Origin of the sequence: Rossellomorea sp. LJF3 (assembly GCF_037046045.1) — a bacterium.
Taxonomy (GTDB): Bacteria; Bacillota; Bacilli; order Bacillales; family Bacillaceae_B; genus Rossellomorea.
Genome location: NZ_JBANLY010000019.1, coordinates 24,290 through 50,330, shown reverse-complemented (window position 1 = coordinate 50,330; position 26,041 = coordinate 24,290). Strand labels below are relative to the sequence as shown.

The 26,041-nt window shown below is 45.9% G+C and carries 28 protein-coding genes; 17 read left to right on the top strand and 11 right to left on the bottom strand.

Features of this window, described 5'->3' with window-relative positions; genetic code table 11:
• Positions 1-238: 238 nt before the first annotated feature.
• The 9 genes from V8G47_RS16325 (at position 239) to V8G47_RS16285 (ending at position 10,318) form a co-directional block, all read left to right on the top strand.
• Positions 239-1,660 (top strand): flotillin family protein, encoded by a 1,422-nt coding sequence (locus tag V8G47_RS16325; RefSeq protein ID WP_442970869.1) that lies wholly within the window; start codon positions 239-241, stop codon positions 1,658-1,660.
• A gap of 311 nt (positions 1,661-1,971) precedes the next feature.
• Positions 1,972-2,442 (top strand): DinB family protein, encoded by a 471-nt coding sequence (locus V8G47_RS16320; protein ID WP_336201054.1) that lies wholly within the window; start codon positions 1,972-1,974, stop codon positions 2,440-2,442.
• A gap of 143 nt (positions 2,443-2,585) precedes the next feature.
• A complete protein-coding gene (locus tag V8G47_RS16315) occupies positions 2,586-3,377 on the top strand; it encodes a DUF4397 domain-containing protein (protein ID WP_336201053.1) in 792 nt (263 codons plus the stop codon).
• 29 nt (positions 3,378-3,406) lie between these two features.
• Complete coding sequence (locus V8G47_RS16310) at positions 3,407-3,991, top strand: class F sortase (protein ID WP_336201052.1); 585 nt, start codon at positions 3,407-3,409, stop codon at positions 3,989-3,991.
• A 128-nt stretch (positions 3,992-4,119) separates the two neighbouring features.
• The gene (locus V8G47_RS16305) at positions 4,120-5,508 is read left to right on the top strand and encodes a bifunctional metallophosphatase/5'-nucleotidase (RefSeq protein WP_336201051.1); all 1,389 of its coding nucleotides are present in this window, start codon (positions 4,120-4,122) and stop codon (positions 5,506-5,508) included.
• 149 nt (positions 5,509-5,657) lie between these two features.
• Positions 5,658-6,620 carry an alpha/beta hydrolase gene (locus V8G47_RS16300; RefSeq protein ID WP_336201050.1) on the top strand — a complete coding sequence of 321 codons (963 nt, stop codon included), beginning with the start codon at positions 5,658-5,660 and terminating at the stop codon, positions 6,618-6,620.
• Between the two features lie 14 nt (positions 6,621-6,634).
• Positions 6,635-7,729: a threonine aldolase family protein gene (locus V8G47_RS16295; protein WP_336201049.1), complete on the top strand. Its 1,095-nt coding sequence runs from the start codon at positions 6,635-6,637 to the stop codon at positions 7,727-7,729.
• 214 nt (positions 7,730-7,943) lie between these two features.
• A complete protein-coding gene (locus tag V8G47_RS16290; protein WP_336201048.1) occupies positions 7,944-9,341 on the top strand; it encodes an FAD-binding oxidoreductase in 1,398 nt (465 codons plus the stop codon).
• Positions 9,338-10,318, top strand: coding sequence for a bile acid:sodium symporter family protein (locus tag V8G47_RS16285; protein ID WP_336201047.1), 981 nt, complete (start codon positions 9,338-9,340; stop codon positions 10,316-10,318). The genes V8G47_RS16290 and V8G47_RS16285 overlap by 4 nt, the downstream gene beginning before the upstream one ends.
• A gap of 179 nt (positions 10,319-10,497) precedes the next feature.
• Here the strand turns inward: V8G47_RS16285 and V8G47_RS16280 are convergent, their stop codons facing one another.
• The 4 genes from V8G47_RS16280 to V8G47_RS16265 form a co-directional block, all read right to left on the bottom strand.
• Positions 10,498-11,526 (bottom strand): FecCD family ABC transporter permease, encoded by a 1,029-nt coding sequence (locus tag V8G47_RS16280; RefSeq protein WP_336201046.1) that lies wholly within the window; start codon positions 11,524-11,526, stop codon positions 10,498-10,500.
• A complete protein-coding gene (locus V8G47_RS16275) occupies positions 11,523-12,530 on the bottom strand; it encodes a FecCD family ABC transporter permease (protein ID WP_336201071.1) in 1,008 nt (335 codons plus the stop codon). Before V8G47_RS16275 ends, V8G47_RS16280 begins: the two co-directional genes overlap by 4 nt.
• 69 nt (positions 12,531-12,599) lie before the next feature.
• Positions 12,600-13,526, bottom strand: a complete 927-nt coding sequence (locus tag V8G47_RS16270) for an iron-hydroxamate ABC transporter substrate-binding protein (RefSeq protein WP_336201045.1) — start codon at positions 13,524-13,526, stop codon at positions 12,600-12,602.
• On the bottom strand, positions 13,477-14,322 hold the full coding sequence (locus V8G47_RS16265; RefSeq protein WP_336201070.1) for an ABC transporter ATP-binding protein: 846 nt from the start codon (positions 14,320-14,322) through the stop codon (positions 13,477-13,479). The genes V8G47_RS16270 and V8G47_RS16265 overlap by 50 nt, the downstream gene beginning before the upstream one ends.
• Positions 14,323-14,499: 177 nt before the next feature.
• On the opposite strand from V8G47_RS16265, the gene V8G47_RS16260 reads away from it, so the two are divergent.
• On the top strand, positions 14,500-15,546 hold the full coding sequence (locus tag V8G47_RS16260) for an NAD(P)/FAD-dependent oxidoreductase (RefSeq protein ID WP_336201044.1): 1,047 nt from the start codon (positions 14,500-14,502) through the stop codon (positions 15,544-15,546).
• A 118-nt stretch (positions 15,547-15,664) separates the two neighbouring features.
• Here V8G47_RS16260 and V8G47_RS16255 read toward each other — a convergent pair whose 3' ends face one another.
• The gene (locus V8G47_RS16255) at positions 15,665-16,399 is read right to left on the bottom strand and encodes a TerC family protein (protein WP_336201043.1); all 735 of its coding nucleotides are present in this window, start codon (positions 16,397-16,399) and stop codon (positions 15,665-15,667) included.
• A 142-nt stretch (positions 16,400-16,541) separates the two neighbouring features.
• Here V8G47_RS16255 and V8G47_RS16250 point away from each other — a divergent pair, with 142 nt between their 5' ends.
• Both V8G47_RS16250 and V8G47_RS16245 read left to right on the top strand, forming a co-directional pair.
• Positions 16,542-16,961, top strand: coding sequence for a hypothetical protein (locus V8G47_RS16250; RefSeq protein ID WP_336201042.1), 420 nt, complete (start codon positions 16,542-16,544; stop codon positions 16,959-16,961).
• A gap of 123 nt (positions 16,962-17,084) precedes the next feature.
• Positions 17,085-17,492, top strand: coding sequence for a potassium channel family protein (locus tag V8G47_RS16245; protein WP_336201041.1), 408 nt, complete (start codon positions 17,085-17,087; stop codon positions 17,490-17,492).
• 83 nt (positions 17,493-17,575) lie between these two features.
• Here V8G47_RS16245 and V8G47_RS16240 read toward each other — a convergent pair whose 3' ends face one another.
• Together V8G47_RS16240 and V8G47_RS16235 are read right to left on the bottom strand one after the other, a co-directional pair.
• Positions 17,576-18,013, bottom strand: coding sequence for a hypothetical protein (locus V8G47_RS16240; protein ID WP_336201069.1), 438 nt, complete (start codon positions 18,011-18,013; stop codon positions 17,576-17,578).
• Between the two features lie 19 nt (positions 18,014-18,032).
• A complete protein-coding gene (locus tag V8G47_RS16235) occupies positions 18,033-18,371 on the bottom strand; it encodes an ASCH domain-containing protein (protein WP_336201040.1) in 339 nt (112 codons plus the stop codon).
• A 183-nt stretch (positions 18,372-18,554) separates the two neighbouring features.
• Between V8G47_RS16235 and V8G47_RS16230 the strand changes: the two genes are divergently transcribed.
• The 5 genes from V8G47_RS16230 (at position 18,555) to V8G47_RS16210 (ending at position 21,745) form a co-directional block, all read left to right on the top strand.
• The gene (locus V8G47_RS16230; protein ID WP_336201039.1) at positions 18,555-19,493 is read left to right on the top strand and encodes a DMT family transporter; all 939 of its coding nucleotides are present in this window, start codon (positions 18,555-18,557) and stop codon (positions 19,491-19,493) included.
• A gap of 77 nt (positions 19,494-19,570) precedes the next feature.
• Complete coding sequence (locus V8G47_RS16225; protein ID WP_336201038.1) at positions 19,571-20,092, top strand: ferritin; 522 nt, start codon at positions 19,571-19,573, stop codon at positions 20,090-20,092.
• Between the two features lie 123 nt (positions 20,093-20,215).
• A complete protein-coding gene (locus tag V8G47_RS16220) occupies positions 20,216-20,752 on the top strand; it encodes a DUF3189 family protein (protein ID WP_336201037.1) in 537 nt (178 codons plus the stop codon).
• Between the two features lie 97 nt (positions 20,753-20,849).
• On the top strand, positions 20,850-20,993 hold the full coding sequence (locus V8G47_RS16215; protein WP_179886594.1) for a hypothetical protein: 144 nt from the start codon (positions 20,850-20,852) through the stop codon (positions 20,991-20,993).
• 116 nt (positions 20,994-21,109) lie between these two features.
• Positions 21,110-21,745: an FMN-dependent NADH-azoreductase gene (locus V8G47_RS16210; RefSeq protein WP_336201036.1), complete on the top strand. Its 636-nt coding sequence runs from the start codon at positions 21,110-21,112 to the stop codon at positions 21,743-21,745.
• A gap of 52 nt (positions 21,746-21,797) precedes the next feature.
• On the opposite strand, the gene V8G47_RS16205 is transcribed toward V8G47_RS16210, so the two are convergent.
• The 4 genes from V8G47_RS16205 to V8G47_RS16190 all read right to left on the bottom strand — a co-directional run bounded on the left by V8G47_RS16205 (position 21,798) and on the right by V8G47_RS16190 (position 26,020).
• Positions 21,798-23,072 (bottom strand): MFS transporter, encoded by a 1,275-nt coding sequence (locus V8G47_RS16205; protein WP_336201035.1) that lies wholly within the window; start codon positions 23,070-23,072, stop codon positions 21,798-21,800.
• Positions 23,073-23,103: 31 nt separating this feature from the next.
• Positions 23,104-24,399 carry an alkaline phosphatase family protein gene (locus tag V8G47_RS16200; RefSeq protein ID WP_336201034.1) on the bottom strand — a complete coding sequence of 432 codons (1,296 nt, stop codon included), beginning with the start codon at positions 24,397-24,399 and terminating at the stop codon, positions 23,104-23,106.
• 167 nt (positions 24,400-24,566) lie between these two features.
• Complete coding sequence (locus tag V8G47_RS16195; protein WP_336201033.1) at positions 24,567-25,358, bottom strand: polymer-forming cytoskeletal protein; 792 nt, start codon at positions 25,356-25,358, stop codon at positions 24,567-24,569.
• Positions 25,359-25,384: 26 nt separating this feature from the next.
• Positions 25,385-26,020 carry a DUF4004 family protein gene (locus V8G47_RS16190; protein ID WP_336201032.1) on the bottom strand — a complete coding sequence of 212 codons (636 nt, stop codon included), beginning with the start codon at positions 26,018-26,020 and terminating at the stop codon, positions 25,385-25,387.
• Positions 26,021-26,041: the final 21 nt, after the last annotated feature.

Genomic DNA, 26,041 nt, shown 5'->3' with positions numbered 1-26,041 from the left:
ACAAGATTTCTTATATAAAATAGGAGATTCGCCTAATTTATTGAAACTTTTTCGTCTTCAGATCCGTATATAGTAGTGTAGCCGGCACTTTTATGTAAATTAAATCAGATAGCTGATTTAAAAATTGTTGAGAGGGGTTGTCAGAATGCTAGGATCATTGAGTGTAATTGGATTTTTCGTTTTCCTGATTCCTGTTCTGGTTATAGCAGCAATTGTGGGGATCGCATATTACTTCTGGATGAGGTTCCGCTATCGTACCGCGAAATCCAACCAGGCACTGATTATTACCGGACCGAAACTGGGGGATCCCGAGAAGGAATCGAATATTTTCACCGACCAGGAAGGCCGTTCCATGAAAATCATCCGTGGTGGAGGTTACAGATTAAGACGTTTCCAGACGTCCACTCCTGTTAACCTGACATCATTCCAATTGAAACTATCGACACCAAGAGTGTACACAAACGGAGGAGTCCCGATCGTGGCCGATGCCGTGGCCATGGTGAAGGTTGCCGATACCTTGAACGGGATCGCAAACTATGCCGAGCAGTTCCTCGGTAAGGATCAAAAAGAAATTGAAGATGAAATCATCGAGGTGCTGGGAAGTAACCTCCGCGCGATTCTTTCCAAAATGACCGTTGAAGACATCAACAGCAACCGCGAGAAATTCAATGCCGATGTGTCGGAAATCGCCCAGAAACAGCTTGATTTGATGGGCTTTAAAATCACTTCACTCGGTTTGACGGATATCCGCGATGCTGATGAAGAAAACGGCTATTTGAAAAATCTTGGCCGTCCTCGTATCGCAGAGGTTCGTAAGCAAGCGGAAATCGCAGAAGCGAATACAGAACGTGAAACGCGGATTCACCGGGCGCAAACCGACCAGGAAGCGAAAGAAGAAGAGTACAAGCGTCAAATTTCAATCGCCCAATCCAAGAAGGAAAAAGATATTAAAGATGCTGCATTCAAAGAAGAAACCGAGCGGGCAAGAGCGAAATCGGAGCAGTCATATGAGCTTGAAAAAGCCAAACTTGCCAAGGAAGTGAAAGAAGAAGAGCTGACCCTTCAATTCCTTGAGCGTGAACGTGCGGTTAAGCTTGAAGCGGAAGAATCCAAAGTCCGTAAAACGAAAGCGGATGCAGATTATTACGAAACGACCCGTAGAGCAGAAGCGGAAGCCCGGAAATCCGAAATCGACGGGGAAGCAAAAGCGAAGATCCGCCGGGAAGAAGGGTCCGCCGAAGCCGATGTCATCCGTGAACGCGGTAAAGCTGAAGCTGAATCCCGTAAACTCCTGGCTGAAGCCATGGAAAAACACGGAGATGTCATCATCACAGAGAAACTAATCGAAATGCTGCCGGTGTTCGCCGAGAAAATCGCTCAGCCTCTCAATAACATCGATTCAGTCAAAATCATCGATTCCGGTAATGGCCAGGGGGTTCCATCCTTTGGTAAAAGCATCACAAGAACGATGCTCGACATGCAGGAGCCATTGCGTGAAATGACAGGCATCGATGTTGGGGAATTACTGAAGTCGTATGCAAACAGGACACAACCGACGCATTACCAGCCTGTTATTTCCGAGTCAGGAGACAAGGAAGCAGCAGCTTCAAACGAAGTGGAAGAGAAAGAGTTTGAAGAAGCGGGTCAGGGAAGTAAATAAGCAATTAGAAAAGAGATGTCTCCAAGGAGGGAGCATCTCTTTTTTCTTTAGATAGGGTGCCAGGCACTGAATGAATATTCTGTGCCTGGCACCTTTTAGTGTTGGAAGTGGATTTCAGCTGCTGAAATAATGGCGAAAATCAGCCGCTGAAAACTGAGGGAATTCAACTGTCAAACTATCAATCAAATTTAACAGACAAAATCCGATCCGAATTCACCAGGCAAAATATCTACTGAATTTAACAGGCAAAACTCTTATGCATCGATATCTCCTTGTATAATAAAAGCTAAAAGGTCATGAGGAGAATGAATATGAATGTATATTGCCGAAGCACCCTGCATCAAATCGAAGTAGCCGTAAAGTCAATCATTGAAATGGTGGAGGAGCTTAAAGAGGAAGACCTACTCATGAGACCCACTCCTTCCAAGCATTCCATAGGGGAGCTGCTTTCGCATATTTCTCTCATATGCATGGCAGATGACCTCATCGCCGGGGGAGCAAGTCAAGAAGAAATGGATTCTTTTTATTATAGTAAATCTATGGATACCCTCGATGAAATAAGAAAGGAACTGCGGGAGAATTTTCACTATCTGAAAGAGCGGGTGGCGGCATGGACGGAAGCAATGCTGATGGAAGAGACCACGTCCTATTGGGGAGTGACGTATACGAGATTCGAGTGGCTGGTGGAGATCGCAGCTCATCTTTATCACCATCGTGGACAGCTTCATAGTATGCTTGTCCACTGTTATGCTAAGGATCCCCAGGTACCGATGTTTGAATGACGAGCCTCCCATTTGTAAATTTGTAAGTGGAAGAGTGAATGTGCTGAGCAGTACAGTTCAAAGTTGAAATCTTTTTCATTTAATTATACATTTTATGTACAAGTGAACTACAAAACTTGTACAAAATTAAAGGAGTGGATGAAATGAAAAAGTTTTTTTCGATTTTTGTAACAGCTATGCTTTTCCTATCACTGGCAGGAGGTGCGTTTGCAGCAGAAAATGATGCGATGGTTCGTATCGTACATGCTTCTCCAGATGCCCCGGCTGTCGATGTATATGTTGACGGAAATGCCGTGGTGGAAGGTGCAGAATTTAAAGCAGCGACGGATTACATGAATCTTCCTGCCGGCGACCATAAAGTGGAAATTTACGCTGCGGGGACAATGGGAAGCGAAGATCCGGTCATTTCTCAAGACCTGACGGTTGAAGCAGGTATGGCTTACACTGTAGCAGCGGCCAATACATTGGAAAACCTGGAACTAGTCGTGGCACAAGACTCGATGGATGTAACGGAAGGGATGACGAAGGTACGCGTTGGACATCTTTCACCGGATGCACCGACCGTTGATGTAGGTCCTGTAGGTGGAGATGCACTTTTCAGCGGGGCAGAATTCAAAGCGATCACAGATTACAAGGAACTCGATCCGGGAACATATGATTTAGAGATCAGAACACCTGAAGGAGATCAAGTGTTGGATCTGTCCGGTACGATGCTTGAAGAAAACACGGTATACAGCGTATTTGCCATAAACACGGCCGATCAATTAGAAGTGCTTGTATTGAAGGATTATACTATGATGCCTGGAAGCATGCCTGAAACAGGAATGGGCGGAGCGGCGACTGAACAATCTTCCAATCTTCCAATTGTACTTGCAGCAGTGGTGTTAGGTGGAGCAGCTCTACTATTTGTCACACGCAGACAACTGCAAAAATAATGAAAAAACGATTACTGACTATTCCTCTTATGGCTCTTCTGGCGGCTTGTGCCGCCGAAGAGCCTCAAACCGTTCCGGATACCGGCGTTCAATCATCCACCGTTGAACAACCTGTTCAAGCCAAAACGCCTGAATCAGTAGAAGAAGAGAACAAGATCAAACCATCTGTCCTATCGATCCCTAAGCTTGAACTTGAGGCGCCGATTAAGGAGTTCGGGCTGGATAAGAACGGGAATATGGAGCTTCCGAAGAACGGAAAGGATGTAGCTTGGTTTGAACCGGGCTTTCAACCGGGCGAAAAAGGGAATGCCGTTCTTGCAGGACATGTAGATGATGAGAAGAAACCGGCTGTTTTTTTTGAGCTAAAGACACTTGAGCCCGGTGATGAGATCCATGTGCAGGGAGAAACTGGAGAAACCCTTACATTCGTGGTGAGGGAAAAGGTCGCCTACGATAAAGATGATGCACCACTTCGAAAGATTTTTGGACCGAGTGAGAAAAGAATGCTGAATCTGATCACATGCACAGGTTATTTCGATCATGACATTCATAACTACGTGGAACGACTTGTTGTCTATACAGAGCTGGTAGATGATCAAACTGAAGAATCTTAAGTGTAGAGCCTACCTCCCATGCCATGGTTGATAAGCTCTTTTTTTTCCATAAAAGGCCTTTACACAATCATAAACTCCTATACTATTAAATAGAGAGATTTTTCTGACAAACATATGTGGGGGTTAAGATGAAACTGAAAATATTACATACAAATGATGTACACAGCCACTTTGAGGCATTTGGCAGGGCGGCTACACTGATCAAAGAGTATAAAGATGAGAATACGATTGTGCTGGACGGGGGAGATTTTGCCGATTTCAAAAGCATCGAGCTTCAGGGAACAAAGGGAATGGCTGCGATTGAACTGCTTAGTAGTGTCGGCTATGATGCATTGACCATCGGGAACAATGAGATGTTCAACGGCTTCGATACTCTTGAACATATGGCCGGTAATAGTCCGATCCCTTTTATCAGCAATAATCTGTATAGAAAAGACAAGTCACCCATCAGCGGAGTGAAGTCAAGCGTCATTCTGGAGAAAAACGGCCTGCGAATTTTCATAACGGGTGCATCCCCTGACCTGCAGGGTTTCAATGACGGTCTTGGGGTACATATTACGGATTATAAGAATGCCATCAAGGAGGAACTCGTTCGCCACGATGGAACATACGACGTCTGTATTCTTCTGAATCATGTGGGTACAGAAGCCGACGAGGAACTTGCGAATGAGCTCGATGAGGTGGATATTATTCTTTCAGCTCATGATCATCAGCTCTATGCACGGGCAAAGAGTGTGAATGGTACTGTGTTGAACAGTGCAGGCTGCTATGGGGAGTACGTGGGTCTGGTTGAAGTGGATGTAACAAATGAGGGAGTCGAATTGATAAGCGGTGAAACGATTTCGACACAGCCCTTTGCACCTGATCATGAGGTAATCGGTATTCTGAAGAAAAATAAAGAAAAAGCGATCGAGGTGTTAAGCAGGCCGCTTTACACACTCCACCGGCCCCTTTGGCATGATGTGATGGAGGAGAATCCGATGACGAATTTGATTGCTGACGGACTGCAGGATATGCTGAAATGCGATTTCGGTTTGATCAATAGTGGCATCGTGAACGCCGGGGCTTTTCAGGATATCAGTCATAAGAAACTCATCGAAATTTGTCCATCCCCATTGAATCCGACCTCATTCGAAATCCAGGGAAAGCATATCCGGAAGGCGATCGAGGAATCCCTGGATGCCCAGGTATGTTTGGCTGATGGAAGAGGTCCGGGCTTCAGGGGGAAATTCGTAGGCAGACTTCATGTGTCAGGTGCAGAAATTATCCAAGAAGGACGGCGAATTTCTGAAATCCTCATCAAAGGTGCGCCCTTGGAGGATGAGAAATGGTATTCCGTTGCCTCTTCTGATTATTTACTGCGGGGATCCGGTTATGAATCCCTCGGTCACGGCCGAAATGAAAAATACTTGCCTGAAGAGATTCGTGATGTGATCCGGATATACGCTGAACGCGCAGAGTTCATTGAAAAAGCGCAGATGAACAGATGGTGTGAAAGCAGTAATGTCATGGCTTAGACTTTAACAGAGACGCTCAGTGAACCTGGGTGTTTTTTTTCGAAACGAATCAGGTATGGAGAGAACATTTGAGCAGGTCTTTTTTCTGTGAAACTTAGGCAGCCTTCAAGTAAAATAGAGATAACTACTTGTATGAAGGAGAACGGGCCATGAAAAAGAAAATTCTGTGGATTGTCAGCAGTTTGTTGTTGTTTCTACTCCTTGGTCTGACTGTCGCCGGCAACTACTTTTATGATGTAGCCATCAATCGCAGCAATGAAGCAGTGGAGCTGTACGGCGGCACGGAAGAAGCGGTTGAAGCGGTCAGTGCATTGGAGGAAGAACAGGAGAGGTTGGAAGAATTAAGAAACTGGACAAGTAAGCGGGATTTTCGAACGGAGGAGGTTGAATCGGAGGATGGATTGACCCTCAGAGCCCAATACCTCGAGAACGAGTCGCCAAATGGGAAGACGGTGATCCTCGCTCATGGATATAAGGGAAACAGTGAGCAAATGCCGGAGATCACCAGATTCTATTATGAAGAGGGATACAATATCCTGAAGCCTGATGCACGGGGGCATGGTAAGAGTGAAGGGGACTATATCGGCTATGGCTGGGACGATCGACTGGATGTGAAAAAGTGGATCGATCTGTTGATCCATGAAAAAGGGCAGGACACCATTTTTCTTCATGGCTTTTCAATGGGGGCCGCAACCGTGTTGATGACGAGTGGTGAAGACCTTCCGGAAGAGGTGAAGGGAATTATTGCGGACAGTGGATATACTTCAGTGGACGAGGAGCTTGCCCATCAGTTGAAATACCTTTATCGTTTACCTGCGTTTCCGATTATGGACATCACAGGTGTGGTGACAAAGGTGAGAGCAGGTTATTCATTCAAGGAAGCATCCGCATTGGAACAGGTGAAGAAGAACCATTTGCCCCTATTCATCATTCACGGAGATAAGGATGAACTGGTTCCGACGGAGATGGCCCATCGCTTGTATGAGGCTGCGAACGGTCTGAAAGAATTATGGATCGTACCGGGGGCGGGACATACAGAAGGGTTCACAGTTCAAGGTGAAGAATATAAGAAACGGATCAAGGGGTTCATTGCTGAGGCGATGAAATCATAGAAGGGGGAATCTTGATGGGGGAAAAAAAGTTATTTGAAGCGTATAAAAATGCGGAACATCCTTTACAGGGTCATGGGAAAAGGGATCTTAATGTCCTGAAAGAGGCACTTGAGGGATTCGATGGTGATTTGGATAGCGATATTTACGGATCAGGAAAGATCATCGAAGATTTTCAACAAAAGATGGCGGAGAGCCTGGGGAAAGAACAGGCCGTGTTCTTTCCGAGCGGGACGATGGCCCAGCAGATTGCCCTCCGCATTTGGTGTGATCAAAAAGAGGTGCAGAGAGTGGCGTACCATCCTTTATGCCACCTGGAAATACATGAAGAGGATGGCTTGAAGAAATTACACGGGATCGAGCCCATATTATTGGCGGATAAGGACCGGGTGATTACTCTTGAAGATGTTGTCGGTTTGAAAGAAGAGATTGCATGCTTATTATTGGAGCTGCCTCAACGGGAAATAGGAGGACAGCTGCCTGAGTATGAAACCCTTGTAGCCATTTCTCAATATTGCCGCGAAAAGGGGATCAAGGTCCATCTGGACGGGGCACGACTCTATGAAGTGCTCCCTTATTACGGGAAGAGTGCTGCAGAAATCTGTGAGTTATTTGACAGCGTCTATATTTCGTTCTATAAGGGGTTCGGAGGAATCGCTGGAGCGATCCTTGCAGGCGACGAGGCATTCACTGACGAATCCAAGGTCTGGAAAAGGCGCCATGGTGGTGATCTGATCAGTCTTTATCCATACATTATCAGTGCCGACTACTATTTCGATCAACGTGTCGATAAGATGGAACAGTATTATGAAGGAGCGAAAGAACTGGCTGCTTATTTGAAAGGTTGTGAGGGGATCAGGACCCTGCCAGAAACGCCTGTTTCGAATATGTTTCACGTCTTCTTCCACTACCCTCAAAAGCAGATCGAAGCCATTCTGATTGAAGTGTATGAAGAAACGGGGATCGGCTTAACCGGCTACGTGAAAGAAGTAAGCGAAAATGAATGTGTATTTGAAGCAAACATCGGGGATCAATACAAAACCGTAACCAAAGAAAACCTGGAAAAAATGTTCACCCTCTTAAATGAAAAACTAAAAAAAGACCATAAATGACGAAAAAGTGGTATCGGAACTCTTCCGATACCACTTTTTTTGGAGGGACGGACCTTGTCGAAATCCCGTTATGATAAGGATTTCTTTGTAAAATGGCCGCTTTTGGAGGTCCGTCCCTCAAATGATATCTTAAAAGAATCCCAATTGACTATTGAAATATTCTGATTATTGGGTATAATTCGATACATTATACATTTTGAAGGAGAGAGGGCTTATGAGTGTGAAGGATAGTCGTTTGTTGGATAAATTAAGGGAGGTTGTGGGCAATGGGCAGGTGACGACGAATGAAACGGTTCTCGATCAGCATGGGAAAGATGAGTCTTATCACTCCCCAAGCCCGCCAGATGTGGTGGTGTTTCCCCGTAGCAGTGAAGACGTGAGGGCTGTCGTGAAAGTGGCATCCGATCATCAAATCCCCATCATTCCTTTTGGACTTGGCACCAGTCTTGAAGGGCACGTCATCCCGTATGACAAAGGGATCACGATCGATTTTTCCGAGATGAATAAGATTCTTGAGGTAAGGGAAAAGGATTTCCTTGTAAAGGTTCAACCCGGTGTGACGCGCACCCAGCTGAATAAAGAATTAAAGAAATATGGCCTCTTCTTCTCAGTGGATCCAGGTGCAGATGCGACTCTCGGCGGGATGGCTGCGACGAATGCGAGTGGGACGACGTCGGTTAAATATGGAGTCATGCGTGATCAGGTACGTGATCTCGAAGTGGTACTCCCAGATGGAGAAGTGATCCACACCGGGAATATGGCACAGAAATCCTCCTCGGGTTATCACTTGAATAGCTTATTCGTAGGGTCTGAAGGGACGCTGGGATGCATCACGGAATTGACCCTCCGCGTATACGGCATCCCTGAACACATCGTGGCAGCACGTGCTTCTTTCAAACATGTGGATGATGCAGTAGAAGCCGTTGTTTCAATCCTGCAGGCTGGAATCCCGATTGCCAGGTGTGAGCTTGTAGATGAGCCGTCCATGATTCAAGTGAACCGGTTCAGTGATACGGACTATAAGGAAAACCCGACTCTGTTCCTTGAGTTTCATGGAAATGAAGCGGGTCTGAATCAAGACGTTGAATTCACGAAAGAAATAGTGGCCGATCATCAGTGTGAAGAGATTGTCTTTGAAGAGGATACGGCAGCAAGGATCAAATTGTGGGAAGCGAGGCATAATCTCGCCTATGCTTATGTGCATGGTCACCCGGGAAGGAAACTCATGGTGACGGATGTCTGCTTACCCATTTCTGAATTATCCGGTGCCGTTCAGCACGCCAGGAAAAAGCTAGAAGAATTAGAGCTCATCGGAGGAATTCTCGGACATGTGGGAGATGGGAATTATCATACCTCACTCATGATTGACTTGAATGATCCGGATGAGGTGAAGAGAGCCGGCATCTATAATGAAATGATTGTGGAATACGCCCTTGAACGGAATGGAACATGCACAGGGGAACACGGAGTGGGTGTAGGGAAGATGAAATATCAAGAGCGGGAACACGGGGGAGCCCTGAAGGTCATGGAGAAAATCAAACTGGCACTTGATCCCGGTGGAATCTTCAACCCTCATAAACTGGTACATAAAAAGAAGGAGGAATCCAAATGAAACTACTTGAAACCATCAGTAACCTGGCAGGGAAGTACTTTGCGGTATGGGTCATCCTGGTAGCGGCTGTCGCTTATTTTATTCCTGCTCCATTTCTATCTTTAGGAGCATATATTACGATTCTATTGGGTGTCGTGATGTTTGGCATGGGACTCACTTTGAAGCCCGTTGATTTTCAACTGGTACTAAAAAAACCTCTTCCTGTCATCACAGGGGTCCTGGCACAATTTCTCATCATGCCACTGGGTGCATTTTTAATTGCTTACATACTTGGTCTCCCGGCTGAATTGGCTGCCGGATTGGTATTATTAGGGTCTGTTCCAGGTGGGACGGCATCCAACGTCATGGTGTATCTGGCTAAAGGAAATCTGGCGTTATCCGTCGCCATGACTTCACTGTCGACGCTTTTGGCGCCCATTGCCACGCCACTGATCCTTCTCGGTCTTGCCGGTCAATGGCTGCCCGTCGACCCCGTCGCCATGTTTCTTTCAATCGTGCAGGTAATCATCCTGCCAATCACATTTGGGTTAGTGATACGAAAGCTATTCCCGGGTACTGTGGAAAAAAGCCTGAACGTCATTCCGCTTATTTCAGTTCTCGCGATCATCATCATCGTTTCAGCCGTCGTTTCTGCAAATGTTGAAAATATCGCATCTTCCGGGGCGATCATCTTCACGGCTGTGATCCTGCATAATCTATTTGGCCTTGGCTTGGGATACGGCACCGGTGTCCTGATGAAGCTTGATGAAGGGACGAGACGCGCTATCTCCATTGAAGTGGGAATGCAGAACTCCGGACTCGGTGTGGCCCTCGCCACTGCCCACTTTGGCCCTCTCGCTGCCCTGCCGAGTGTCATAGCGGCTGTATGGCATAATATTTCAGGACCGATCCTTGCAACGTTTTGGAGTAAGAAGCCTGTAGAGGTCGAGGCAGAGGAGGAATATAGCGAAAATGCAGTCAGTCCGACATTGAGGTAGGGAATGCGGAAAGCTGAAACTAAGCCTCGACAAAAAAGTGGGCATCCGAAAACTCGATCGATGGATTGCCACTCCTATCCTATTTAAAAAAGGCCGACCCCCACATGAAAGTGGGGATCGGCCTTTTTATGGAGGGACGGACCTCCTTTTTTCAGAACAAAGCCCGTCTTTATCACATTTCACCTTGAAAAGTGAGGTCCGTCCCTCTTAAGTAACAGGTACATAAAGTAGGGAGCGCCGATGAGGGCGATCATGATGCCGGCGGGGATTCCGTCGGGTTGGAGGATGTTCCGGCCGATGGTATCGGCGAGGAGCAGGAGCCAGCCTCCGAGTAGTATGGCGATGGGGATGAACAGTTGATTGCGCGGCCCGACCATCGCTTTTGCCATATGAGGGGCCATCAGACCGATAAAGGCGATCCCGCCTGTAACCGAAACGGCAGAGGCTGCCAGGGCGACTGCTACGATCAGCATCAGGAACCGCTCACGGTTGATTGAGACACCAACCCCCACAGAAACGGGTTCACTTAATCCCAGCAGGTTAAGCATCTGAGATTTATAAAGTGCAAATGGGATGAGGATTACAAGCCAAGGAAGAATCGCCCATATGAACGGCCAGTCGGCACCCCAGATATTCCCCGCCAGCCATTTGGCAATGAAATCCACCTTTGCCCGTTCAGCACTCGAAATCAGAATGATCATGAGCCCCGACAAGGCCATGGAGAATCCAACTCCCACTAAGACGAGCCGGGCAGGCTGTATCCCGTTTCTCTTACTATATGAAAATAAGTAAATCAAGCAGGCTGTAAGGAGCGCCCCACAGAAAGCCACAACCGGAAGCAGATAAGCAAATGACCCCGCATCGATTGGAAAAAATAAAAAGAAGATGGCAATGGCAACACCTGCACCTGAATTGATTCCAATGATCCCGGGGTCGGCAAGGTCGTTCCGGGTCATCCCCTGAAGGATGGAACCGGATAAGGCAAGGGCCATCCCTGCGAGAATCGTAATGATGATCCTCGGTAAACGGATGGAAAAGAGGATGAATTCTTCTTTGAATGACCCATCACCCGACAGAGTGGGGAGGAGTCTGCCATACGAAACAGAAGAATAGCCCAGTCCGATGCTGATAAAGGCTGTTGTGACAATTAGTATGAAAAAAGCTAAAACTAGCCATCGTTGTTTTTTTATCAAATCAGGATGTATCATGAGAATCCTTTCCCTCCTTTATGTACGATGAACAGGAAGAAAGGAAGTCCCATCATCGCGACGATCGCTGCCACGGGTGTTTCGTATGGAGCATTGATCGTGCGTCCAAGTGTGTCTGCCATTAGCATGAATGAAGCTCCAAACAGGGAGGAGATCGGAATGATGAAACGGTAATCTGTCCCGACAACCGCCCGGACCATATGAGGAATCATCAACCCTATGAATACCATATTCCCGACCAGTGCAACGGCGGCACCTGCAAGCAGGACGATCACGATGAACAGGATACTTTTGACAACCGCCGTCCGCTGTCCCAAGCCTACCGCCACTTCTTCATTCAAGCTCAAGATCGTCAGCTGTCTGGATAAAAGTAAGGAGACCACTATACCGATCATGATGAACGGAACGATCACCTGCAGCTGAGACCAGGTAGTGCCGATCATTCCACCTGCCGTCCACATGGAGACATCTTTCGATAGCTTGAAATACAAGCCGATCCCTTCTGCAATGGCAAATAAAAAGGCAGACACTGCAGCTCCCGCCAGTACGATCCTAAAGGGGGAGAAACCGCCCCTTTTTATGGAGCTGATCCCGAATACCATAATGGCCCCTGCGGCAGAACCTATGAAGCAGGCAATCATGATCCCGACATAACTGATGGAGGGGAGGAATGCGAGGGCGACTGCCAATGAAGCATTCGCTCCGGCTGTCAAGCCGAGTAAACCGGGATCGGCAAGTGGATTCCGTGTCATTCCTTGCATGATGGCACCAGACACGGCCAGGGCCGCCCCGACCACAATGGCGGCAACTTCCCGGGGGAAGCGGATCTCTTGAAGGATGTTTATTTTATCGCCTTCAGCTGAAAAAGTCAGGGCATGAAAGACATCCCTCACCGTTGTTTCAGCAGCTCCGAATGTAACAGACACCAAGAAGGCAGCTGCAAAAAGAAAGGCTGCACCGATCAATTTAAGTATAAATGGAATTCGTTGATTTTGAGTTAGCATCATCCATCATCTTTTCTTTTTAAAGTATGGAAAAGGGGAATTCTCATCATAAGAATCCCCCTTTAAGCATTAATTACCTAGAAATTTGTCTTTGAAGAAGTCCAACTGGTAATCCAGTGTAAGAGGATCATTAAAGTAAAATTCCATCATATTCACTTCAAATACCTGGTTGTTCTTCACGGCAGGAATGTTTTTATATGTTTCGGTTTCCATAAAGGAGTTATCCGCTTTAGGATCTTTACTTACAATCAGGTAGTCTCCGGCAAACTCAGGCATCACCTCAGTCGAAAGGGCAAAATATCCCGGTTCCAAGGCCTGTTCTTTTACTTTTTCAGGCATCTTCAAATCCATCTCCTGATAAAGGATTTCTGTACCCCGTCCCCAGTTGTTGCCGTATACGTATAATTGCTTATTGAAGCTTTCAATGACAGAAACGGTCGCATCTTCACCGATTTCTGCTTTTATATCATCTCCGGCAGCTTGAGCACGCTTTTTGAAATCATCCACCCATTTCTGAGCTTCTTCTTCCTTGTTTAATAGTTTCCCAATTTCAATATGCTGGGTTAAGTAGTCCACTTTTCCATATGTGTAGGTAACCGTAGGAGCGATTTCCTTTAATTTATCCACATTCTTGATATTGGATAAACCGATGATCAGATCCGGATCCAGTTCGATGATCTTTTCAAGACTTTCATCCGTTACTTCCTCTACGCCTTCGAGTTCTTTGTCCCATCGTGGATTCAATTTGGACCAGGAGTCGACGCCGACCAGGTTCACATCAAGTGCCACCACGTTACCGGCAAATGAGGATAGAACGACGACACGCTGTGGGTCAGCGGGTACTTCTACGGGACCATTTTCAGATTGATAGGTGATGGTATCGGATTTACTATCCTTTTCCTTTGATTCTGCGCCTTCTTCTTTCGTTGAACCGTTGCTGCAGGCACTAACCAGTAACACCAACAGCAGAGTAAACGGAATGAGCCATTTTTTCAAGTTGATCTTCTCCTTTGAGTAAATTGTATGTGATACACATTGGCTTATTTGTTCGGGGATCTCTTCCAATTTCGGCATCAATGTGGAATACCTTCTTCAATACGTCGTGGGTGATGACTTGTTCGCAACTTCCGGATTTGACGATTTCACCTTCTTTTAACGCTACGATATAATCGGCAAACCGGGCTGCCTGGTTCAGATCATGCAGGACCATGACAATGGTGCGTTCCTGTTCCAGGTTGAGCTTTTGTAACAGTTCAAGTACTTCGAGCTGGTGGGCCATGTCTAAATATGTAGTAGGTTCATCGAGGAAAATGATGTCTGTTTCCTGGGCAAGAGCCATGGCGATCCACACGCGTTGACGCTGACCGCCTGATAAGGCATCGACTTCTCTGTACTTAAATTCAAGGGTCCCAGTCACTTCAAGTGCCCAATTGATCACATCATAATCTTTTTTCGTCAGCCGTCCCATTCCTTTTTGGTGGGGGAAACGTCCATACGACACCAATTCACCAACCGTCAAACCACTTGCACTTTCAGGTGTTTGAGGGAGGATCGCCATCTTTTTTGCCAATTCCTTTGTGTTTCCTTTTGAAATGTTTTCACCATCCAACAGAACATTCCCGGAGTGGTGAGGGATGATACGGGTAATCGCTTTCAAGAGGGTGGACTTTCCACAACCATTGGATCCGATGATGGTGGTGATCTTTTTATCAGGGATGTCAACGCTGAGATTTTTCACAATCAGGCGTTCCCCGTAACCGATGTTTAATTCGTCTGTACAGAGGCGTACCATTTTATGACCTCCATTTATAAAGTTGATAATGATTCTCATTCTCGAACAACTCCAATACTATAATCCTTTTTTCCCAATGTCAACAGAAAATTTGGTTGTCAAGTGAACGAAAAAGAGATAGGGTGTAATTGAGAATGATAATCAATTACAGTTTGGTTACTCAAGGAGTGAGCGGAAATGGAGAAGGAACTATTTGATGTAACGGTCATCGGGGGAGGACCGGCCGGCCTTTACTCAGCTTTTTATAGCGGTCTCAGGGAAATGAAAACAAAGATCATTGAATTTCAGCCGAGCTTAGGCGGAAAGATACATGTATATCCCGAAAAGGTGATCTGGGATGTGGGAGGACTCACTCCCGTGCCAGGGGCAAAACTGATCGAGCAGCTTGTTCAACAAGGATTAACATTCGATCCGACGGTCGTCCTGAATGAAAGAGTTGAATGTATTACCCGCAGCGAAGAGGGAATCTTTATTCTGGAGGGTTCTTCCGGTGAAAAACATTTTTCAAAAACGGTTATCGTCGCAGTGGGAAGCGGGATCATCAATCCACAAAAGCTTGACATCGAAGGGGCCGAACGTTTTGAAGTTACCAATTTAAACTATACGGTGAAATCACTGAAACGATTCATAGGAAAGACCGTCATCATCTCGGGTGGAGGCAACTCTGCGATTGACTGGGCAAATGAACTGGAGCCGGTGGCGGAGAAGGTATACATTGCCTATCGTAAAGACGCCCTCAAAGGACACGAAGCACAATGCGCACAGCTCATGAACAGCTCGGCTACTTGCTTACTAAATACGTCCATTTCTAAATTGATTGCAGGTGACGACCATGATTCGATTGAAAGGGTAGAGTTGAAGAATCACGAGACAAATGAAGTTTCCTACCTGTCAATCGATGAAGTGATCATCAATCATGGATATGAAATCGATACCTCCTTGCTTAAGAATAGTTCACTTAATATCGACATGATCGATCAATATTATATAGCAGGTACGACAACGAGCGAATCATCAATAGAAGGGCTATATGCAGCAGGCGATATCCTGAAACATGACGGAAAAGTGAACTTGATTGCCGGGGCTTTCCAGGATGCAGCAAATGCGGTCAACAAAGCCAAGCAATTCATTCAACCCGAAGCCAATGAATTCGCCATGGTATCATCCCATAACGAAGTATTCAAAAAAAGAAATAAAGAGCTGGTTAAGCAGATGATGAAATAGAGGGACGGACCTACTTTCAGCAGGGGGAACTCCTTATTTATCAGGGTTTTGGTGCCTGAAAGTGAGGTCCGTCCCTCACAAAAAAAGAAGCTTACCTAGGTAAGCTTCTTGGGATGTGTTATGCGTTGTATTGTTGGACGTTTTTTCTTTGGCTGTTTGATTTTGATTGGGTACGCTTGTTGGCAAGGTAGCCTAAGAGCAGGACCAGGATCATTAAGCCGATTGTAATAATGGTGGTAATGGTACCGTGATGTAGGTTGATCAGATCCAGGAACTTCTTATCCGACACGATCATTTCCCCTGCTGTGTAAGCTAGGATTCCAGCCCCGAGGTAAGCGATCCAACGGTATTTTTCTAGGATCTTCACAATGGCTTTCGAGCCAAAAATCATGATCGGGATCGAGATGAAGACGCCAAGGGCGATCATACCGATATGTCCATGAGCGGCACCTGCAACTGCAACGACATTATCAAGACTCATGGCAGCATCTGCGACAATGATGGTCATGATGGCCTGTCTAAGTCCGGTGTGTGATTTGATATTGGCTTCTTCTTCATCTTCAACGAGCACCTGATACGCAATCCATAGTAACAGGATTCCTCCTATGAGATGTACATAAGGGATCTGAAGTAAATAGACGATGATGGCAGCAAAGAAAATACGCAGGATCACGGCACCCGCCGTTCCCCAGAAAATCGCCTTGTTCTGAAGGTCTTTCGGTAATCTCCTCGTTGCCATTGCAATGACAATGGCATTATCTCCAGATAAAATGATATCAATGGCTATGATTTTTAAAAGGGCAATGATTGCACCGGTAGATATGGCTAGTCCAAGTGGAAATAAGAAATCCATATTGCTTCCTCCTTGTGTATATGAATCTATGAATAATTTGCTAACTAATCTATTATACCACATTTTTTCAATAGAAAAACTTCCAGCATTCACGTGAGCCGTTAACTCTATTCCATGGGAGGAATTTCATGGTTAATTGAGAATGAATATTCAGCTTCTATGCGAACAAAAGAAGCCAATCACCAGGAAATCCCCGACTCCATCCAGGATCGGGGATTTTGGTTTCCTTATGATTGGGGATAAGGTGGTGGATAGGGATAAGGGTATGGATATGGATATGGATATGGATAAGCAGGAACCGGCACCGGGTAAGGTCCGGGTGATGCAGCAGCCCCAACGGCTAAACCTGTCACTGTACCGGCTGCAAATCCCGGGTAGCCCCAACCGTGATATCCCCAGTTTCCCCCGTGATTCCAATTCCCTCCCTGGTTCCAGCTTGTTCCGTGTCCCCATGTCGCGTGGCCGTGCCCGTTTCCCCAACTTGCATGCCCTCCACCGCCGTGAGTTGGTCTATACATACTGTATGGCAGAGTCAATGTCATTCTCACCTTTCTCAAATTAGAGGATTGGTACATCATATGTGGGTTTTAGGGATGAGGAATAAGAATTTGAAGTCTTAAGTTTTAAACAAACCGAACGTGGTAAATGAAACATACCACATTGACAAGAGGAGGATTCATACGTTTTGGCAACCATCGTTATAGTAGGAGCCATTCTATTTATTTTGGCCAACTTAATTTATTTTTTTAAGGATAAGCATTTTAAATACAGTTATTTCAGCACAGCGCTTTTTTTGAAGTTATTCTTTGTGCTTTTTAGTATCATGATCGCGTTTTCTGTACTCTATTATGCCCTGTCGTTTGACAATCCGATGCTCAGGGTAAGCTCGCCGAGTGGGAAGCCGGTGGAGCACACATTCCTTAACTACCTCTACTATAGCGGGGTGACGATTTTGTCAGTCGGCTACGGGGATTATATCCCGACGGGGCATCTCAGATTCTTTGCGCTGCTTGAAGCGGCGATCGGACTGTTACTTCCGACGGCCTACTTTATGAAGGTATTGGATTCGAAGGGGGATAAGGAAAATGAGTAGGGCATATTTTTATTGAAGCAGTTTCATGAAATAAAAAAAGCGTGTACCAGGCACAGTCACTCTTTGTGCCTGGTACACGTACTTTACACCCACATCCCCGGTTTCACCACCATAAACCACAGCATGGTTAGGAGGAGAATGAGATAAATCCAAACGGTCCGATGTAACTTCCCAACAAGCCTTTCCCTGTCTGCATCTTCTTCTGCGAATTTCCTTAAAGTCGGCGAAAATGCCCGTGCCAGAAAGAAGAGAGAACAGAACATGATGACGAGGGTCATGATGATCCACGGCGTCGTCCATGTCCATGGTCCAAGAAGTACGAGGAGGATCCCCGTTCCGACAAGGACGTGCCCTGAATGCTTGGAAAGCTGCACGGTGTACCGGAATGTATCCAGGTACGAAGGCAGGATGGACCGGGAAGCGGTCCGTAACTTTTTCATCGTCAAGAGAAGTAAGAAAAAAGGCCCGATGGAAGCCACCACACTTATGACATGAAGATAGATCAATGATCGATATAGCAGTTGCTCCATGTGAAGTGCTCTATTCTGTCACTAAACTAAATTCGTGGACCCATACTTTCATGCCGGGGTGCCACGGCATTCCTGGATGAAAAGAGAGGATGGCATTTTTATAATCCTCTACTGATTGATATCCTTCTTGCTTTGCGTGATCGTCTGTCAGTTCGCCAAGTGTCTGGGAATAGACGCTGTTCACTATGTATTTCTTTCCTTGAAGCTCCATGATTTCCCCGACATCGGCGTATCTTCCATTTCGGCGGGTCGCCGTTTTCGTTCCTTGAAGCACTTTCTCAACGTCTTCCGCATTTGTGACTAAACGCTCGATGGTACACGTTTTTGGTGGCAGTTCTTGATTTGTCATGTTTAAAAACCCCTTTCGACCTATACTATAGCATAGTCTTGGGTCGGGGAGAATATAGGTGTTATCTATTTAAGAGCTGAAATGTCCTTTTGTTTCCAAAAAAGGATTTCTATCTCTAGTCGGAAATGCTTTCGGATGCTATGATTGGATGAAATATTTGTATAGAAAGAAGGCTCCGACGTATTGAAAAAATGGCAAACGTATATCATCCTTGTGTTCATCATGCTCATATGGGGCTTTAATGTGCCGGCATTAAAAACGCTTGTAAGCGAATTTACACCTGTTACGATCACCTCGCTTCGCATCTTCACAGCAGGTGTTACAGTATTCATTCTCCTAGGTCTTATGGGGAAAATCAGGAAGCCGACAAGGAAGGAATTCCTGTTCATCATTACTGGTGGTCTGTTGAATGTGGTCAGTCACCATTATTTCTTATCCGTCGGGTTAACCGGAACGTCGTCTACAAACGGTGGACTGATCCTTGGAACGGGGCCATTATTAACGGCTCTAATGGCGACGATCATCCTCAGGAACCGTCCGACCGTGATTAAGATCATCGGGTTTCTTTCAGGCAGTGTCGGTGTGACGATCATTGTTTTGTCAGGAGGGGAAGGAATCGGAGGACTGAAGATGGGGGATTTGTTCATTTTCATCTCCATATTCTCTCAAGCATTGAGCTTCATCATCATAAGCCGTGCCGCCAAGACGTTGGATCCCCGCTTATTGACGGGGTATATGCTTGTGTTCGGTTCTGTCGTTCTGTTTGTCATCAGCCTGATCACTGAGCCGGGAGGGCTGAAGCAATTAGGCGATGCACCGGTTTCCATATGGGTGCTGTTTTTTGCCTCGGCCATATTGGCCACAGCAGTCGGACATATGATCTACAATCATTCCATTGGAAAAATAGGGGCTGCCGAAACATCGATCTTCCTGAATCTCAATACCTTTTTCTCACTTATTGGAGCGGCGATTTTTCTTGGTGAAACCGTGACAATCTATCATCTGTTCGGACTGGTGTTCATCGTCCTTGGTGTCGTGTGTGGTTCCGGGACCTTGGAAGAATTTGTGATCAGAAGAAAACAAAAACGATTCCTGAAGGGGAAACAACACCAGCATATGTAAGGTTCATGAAATAATCATAATTATTGCTTTCCTTCAATAAAATAAATGGTCAATACATTTTATAAAGGAGGAAAGGTATGCTTAACGAACAAATTCAAAAGCTCTTAAATAATTTAATCGGGATCGAGCACGTGTCTACTACTCTATATCTTGCCATGTCCGCCTATATGGCGAATCAGAATTATACAGGGATGGCGAGCTGGCTGAGACTACAGTCGGAAGAAGAGCGATCACATTTGCTGAAGCTCATCGACTATGTGACAGACAGGGGAGGGCTAGTCGATCTTCAGCAGCTCCCTGCTCAGCCGAAGGAGTATGGAACCCCTCTTCAAACGTTTCAAAAGGTGCTGGAGCATGAGCAGTTCGTTACAAGCTCCTATCAACAAGCCTACAATTATGCCGCTCAAAATGATCAACAAACGGCTGTCATCATTCAGGAGTTTCTGAGAGAACAGATTGATGAAGAAGCTCAGGCGATGACGATTGTCGATCGGTTGAAACTTGCCGGAGATAATCCCGCCGCTCTATTGGTGCTGGACCAGGAACTTGGTCAGCGTACAGCAGCACCTGCAGCCGGTCCCGCTCCTGCGGGTGGTTGATTCAGGCAGTGAATTCCTGCTTCCCCAACGGAGGCGGGTTTTTTTATTGAATTAAAAGGAAAAGGGATACTCTCCACCCCAACCGTTCATACTGAAGAAAACGAATCTCTTTTAGGTGATCAAATGATATATATTTACAACGATTTCGGTGGTACCCATACCACGTCCATGGCTGCAGCCTATCATTTACACATATTGAAACCGGGGAAGTTAACGAAGAAAGAAATCCTTTCTGTTCCATATTTTAACCAGCTAACAAAAAAAGACACGGGACATATTCTGTATCACGGTACGGATGAAGAAGGTAATCCCGTCTATACGATCGGACGAAGGAATTCCAAGTATGTGGTCCCTGCCTTAACCGATCTAAGTGGCATTTTACTTCACCGATACGGGCAAGAGGAGAAAATCATCATTTCCAACACATCGCCCACCGTTCCTCCAACTATGACGGCGGGAGGGTTCTTCTCCAGGGAGATGGGGATCGATTGGATCGGTGTGCCCCTGCTTGTAAAAGGGGCAGAGCAGTGCCATGGTCTCATTCAGCATCTCGTGGAGGAAACAAAGCGTGAGGCAATAGCATCCTCTGAACAGGTCGTTGTATTAGAAAATAAAAAATATCAATATAAAATGGGAAAAAAGGATATCTTCTGGAAGTGAAGCATATTATAATTAAGTAAATACTACCGGGTAAAAGGTCTGTGTTGTATGGACCTGTACATAATGGTCATACTACAGTAAAACGGAGGTGTCGACATTGGAAGGTAAACCATTTCACTTTGATGGCAGTCACCATTTCGCAGCAGGGGAAACACAAGAAAACACTCCATTTGAACTAACAGACGAAATGAGAAAAAATATCGGGGGAAACCCGTTTGAAGTACCAGGTGAAGAAGAGTGAGCATCGAGTGCTGTCCCAAAGGGCAGCATTCTTTTTTTAACCGTTTAAAAGGATAATTCCATTCAAATCTCCACAAAATACGATGGTGAGTTAGTAGAAGAAAGGTTGGATGAAGAATGGCAAAAGTATTATACATTACCGCGCATCCCCATGACGATACCCAATCGTACAGCATGGCGGTTGCGAAAGAGTTTATGGACACGTACAAGGAAGTGAACGGGGATGATGAGGTGATTCACCTCGATTTGTACAAGGAGCATATTCCCCATATCGATGCGGATGTCTTCAGCGGATGGGGGAAGCTTCAATCAGGTAAAGGATTTGAGGAGCTTTCCATGGAGGAGCAGAAGAAAGTAAACCGCTTGAATGAATTATCCGATCAGTTCATCAGGGCTGATAAATACGTATTTGTCACGCCTTTCTGGAATTTTTCTTTTCCACCTGTGATGAAAGCATATATCGATTCCGTGGCAGTGGCAGGGAAGTCATTCAAGTATACGGAACAGGGGCCGGTTGGATTATTGACGGACAAGAAAGCGATACATATCCAGGCCCGTGGTGGTATTTACTCTGAAGGACCGGCAGCAGGCATGGAAATGGGGCATCGTTATTTAAGCCTTATCATGCAATTTTTCGGGGTACCTTCCTTTGAGGGTGTATTTGTGGAGGGACATGCGGCTATGCCGGATAAAGCACAGGAGATCAAGGAAGATGCGATTGCCCGTGCGAAAGATGCAGCACATACTTTCTAATAAGATGCTTAAGAAAGAGCCTGAACATAAGCGTTCAGGCTCTCTTTTTTCTTTATACGATGGCTGACTTCTCGACATCAGCCTCTGTCGGTTCGGGTACGAAAGCAAGGATTATAATCCCTATGATAAAGAGGATGACAAGACTGAATACTCCACTGTTGGAAGCGCCGGTCATTTGTGCGGTGACTGCCACTAATAAGGGGCCGAGAATCGATGCAAACTTACCGAAAATATTATAAAAGCCAAAGAATTCGTTGGCATTTTTCTTCGGGATCAGCTTTGCAAAATAAGCCCTGCTCAGTGCCTGGATGCCTCCTTGTGAAGAAGCGACGAGCATGGCGAGGATCCAGAAATCCATGGTTGTCTCTAAGAAATACGCGTAAATGCAAACGATGATATACACTGAAATGCCCACATACAGCATCTTTTTACCCGTGAATCTTTCAGCCAGCCTTCCATAGAGAATGGCGAATGGTCCAGCCACCACCTGGGTCACAAAAAGGATGATCAAAAGGTTGGTGGAGGTGATACCAAGATCCGACCCGTACGCCGTGGACATGGTGATGATGGTGCCGACACCGTCAATATAAAAGAAGTAAGCAAGCAGGAATAAAAAGAGTGCCCGGTATTTCCTGACTTCTTTCATCGTTTTGCCAAGACGTTTGAAGCTGTTCGCGACCGGGCTTTTTTCGCGTTGAATGAAATAACGCTGGTGCACATTTTTCAACAATGGAATGGAGAAGAGACCCCACCATAAAGCGGTGATCACAAAGGCAATCTTACTGGCGACGGTGACGGAGATGGGAAGGGTCCCGTTCTGGGATAAGATGATGATGGCGATGCTTAGAATGAACGGTATCGTGCTCCCGATATACCCGAATCCAAATCCCCGTGACGATACACGGTTCATCCGTTCTTCCGTCGTAACGTCTGTCAGAAAGGCATCATAGAAGACGTTCGAACCGGCTGATCCGACTGCTGCCACAGTATAAAAGACTAAAAGAAGCAACCATTGATCGCTAGGGACGAAAGCGAGGAAAAGGGTGAATGTCACACCCAGTGCAAAGAAGAAGGAAAAGAACTTTTTCTTATATCCCTCATAATCGGCGATGGTACCTAGTATGGGTCCGATCATGGCCAGGATGAAGGTCGCAATGGCAATGGTGTATCCCAAATAGGCCGTTGAATTAGCGGCACTGACACCTGCATTTGTAGCGGCCGCTTTGTAAAAGAGCGGAAAGACGGCGGTAGAAATGATAATGGAATACGCTGAATTGGCCCAATCATAAAAAATCCAGCTGCTTTCTTCTTTTGAAAAACGTTTCATGGTTTTTCCCCCTAAGGAAACAGAATCTTCTTTAGATATCCAATAATTCTTCAATCGTTTTTCCGTCAATATCTTCTAAGCTGAGTCCGAGCAATCTGGCGAAGGTTGGTCCTTCATCAATGAGACCCATAGAAGGAATCTCAAGGTGAGGACGAATTCCTTTTCCCGCCGCCATGAAGATCGTGGAGTAGTTCTCCTTTTCCGGAGAATAGCCGTGGGAGCCATACGTGTAACGCTTATCCTTCACATCTTCCGGAGTGATCGTATGGATGAAGGAGCCCTCAAGTGCATCTTTAAAATAAAACCTGAGTCTGGCCTCGAGCATAAACGAACAGTGTTCATCGGCTCCTCTCCCGGCAGCTTCCTCTCCAGTGAGTATGGATTCGATGCCATTGGCTGGATCCCGTTGTAGTTGCTCCAAAAGCACCTTCACTTTCAGTTTCGAATCGGGATCCTTTGTGTACACATAGGCAGAACCATCACACCCTTTGCAATACGCTTTCCAGTCAGTGACCTTCCCGCGCCGGTTTACGGTGATGAAACCATTTTCCTTAAGAACGATGTTAAGTTGAACGGCCTTCGATTCATCAAGGGCACTATGATCTCCAAGGGCGACAATCGTCGACTTATCATATATGCCGTTTTCCCTTAACGCTCCTATGATTCTTCCCAATCTGTCATCATGGCGGCGGAGGGCTGCATGTGCTTCGTCAGAAGAAAAACCGTGGTAATGCCGCTGGGTATCAAGGTCCGTAAAGTGCACAAGCAATAAATCCGGTTTCCTTTTGATTGTTTCCAGCGTCGATTCCAGGACGAAATCATCCAGCTCAGGTTGACTCAGGCCATTGCGTAAATGACCAAAAAGACGATTCATCTGAAGTTGATAAAGTGGACTGCCATTCATGAGCGAGACAAGGATTTGATTATGCCAGGGACGATTGGCGAAGATTTCCGGCATATTATAATCAATATCTGCTTTGGCTGTCACAGGCCAAAGGAGGGCCGCCGTGGTCATCCCCGCCTTTTTTGCCTCGTCATAGAGGGTGGTACCCTTAATGGATTTCCGGTGCCAATGCCAGTCCGGCGACTCCATGCCAGGCTGGAGGAGAGTATTATTCACCACACTGTGACGATTGGGGTACTTTCCGGTTACAATCGTGGCATGACAGGGATACGTGACAGAAGGATAGATGGTTTCTACCCTTTTGCAGTAAGATCCATGTGCAAGCAGCTCCCCGAAGTGGGGAAGTCCTTTTAGAATGGGGAAATCCAGTGCAGATAAACAATCGAAAGAGATGATGATGAGGTGATCCGTCAAACGTTCCATAAAGTCCTCCATTATCCTCGCAGGATTGTACTATATACCTATTAATATAGCAGAACATTCAGAATAAAAATATGAAATTTCGATTATGTGGAGATGAAGGGTATGTAAAGAGTGCGGGAATAATTGAAAAAACAGAGGTGGCCGGGCCACACCCTGTCACTGATCCGTCAGATTTTCACTTTGTTTCTGATAGAGCTGTCCTTGTGTATCTCGATGGTGCCGGAGTATTCTACCGTATCGATTTCACAATTCTCCCTGATTACGACGTTTTTTCCGCGAACGAGTTTGGCCTTCGTGTTTTCAAGATAGACTTCGTCACCTTCGATTAGTTCGGAAGATAAGTAATCTTCCTTTTGCAGGAAGAAGTTGACGACCTGCTTGAGTAGTTTGCTTGAATGGTGGTGAGTCACTGAAATCTTTTCGCCGCCGATTTCTTTAATGGAAGATTCATGGCTTATTTCAATCTGGACATTGTCTGCGTTCAGCAATCCATCGATGTGTACAGAGCCTGAAGATTTGAAGGTTTCGACTTCACAATCCTCTCCCACCGTTAAAGATCCGCTCGCCCGTATCAATCCGCCTTGAAGTTTTCCGCCTACCTTGCATGAACCGCTTACCTTCAACTTTTCCATGATAAGATCCCGGTTCACTTTACCGGATCCACTTATCGTCATTTCCGATGCCATCACGGAGCCTTCATATTTGGAACTGCCGCTCGTTGTAATCGTTTCGGCTTTCGTATCTCCTTCGATGGAGGAAGAGCCGCTTGTTTTGATCAGGCCAGCCCTTACATCACCTGCAACGGTACCGGAACCCGATATTCTCATTTCATGGCAGTCAATATCCCCTGCGATTTTCCCGCTTCCACTGATCTTCACGTCATCAAATTGGCCGCCGCCGGATGTTCCGGACCCGCTGATCTTCAAATCATGAAGCTTTTTCTTTTCCACTGTATTCATGCATTTCTCCTCCAATTAAAGGGACGTCAGATCCCCTTCGTATTCGTTAACGTGATTTTCAATTCTTCCATCATTTGTTGTAAATCGAATCTCAATACGATTTGAGCCGTATGGTCCAACAGGAAGTCTGAAGGGAGGGGCAGCAGCATCCACATATGCGCCTCACCTTTTCGGATACCGATCAGCTCAAGGGAAGATTCTTTCAGTGGTGTAAACTTCTCATGAAGAAAAAGATAAAGGGTTTGCTGAGCTTCTTTAGGAATCTCCAGCCTATGGCACTTTTCGATAATCACCATATGCAAGATGTCCTGGAATTCGTAAGCTTTCTTTACTGGTAATACCGATGTACAGAAAGCCATGGTGTGTGCTGAAAGGATGTTGTGCGACAATAATTCTTCTTCACTGACTTCGATCCTTGCGGGATTGGGTGAAAAGAAATCCGAGAGCTCATCCAGGGAGTAATCATCTTTCATTTCTTTGATTGTATCGATCCGGGAAAGCATCTTCTCCCTCGGGAAGAACGTTTCCTGACCGGTGTAGCTGGATTTCTTAATGAACCAGCCTTCAGGGATGATATTCTTACGTTTCCAGCGGTAAAGCTGGCCGTAAGATATTCCGGTCAGTTCCAGTACTTCCTTTTTAGAAATAAGATCTGTTTCCATGAGGGTTCACCTCTTTTCGCA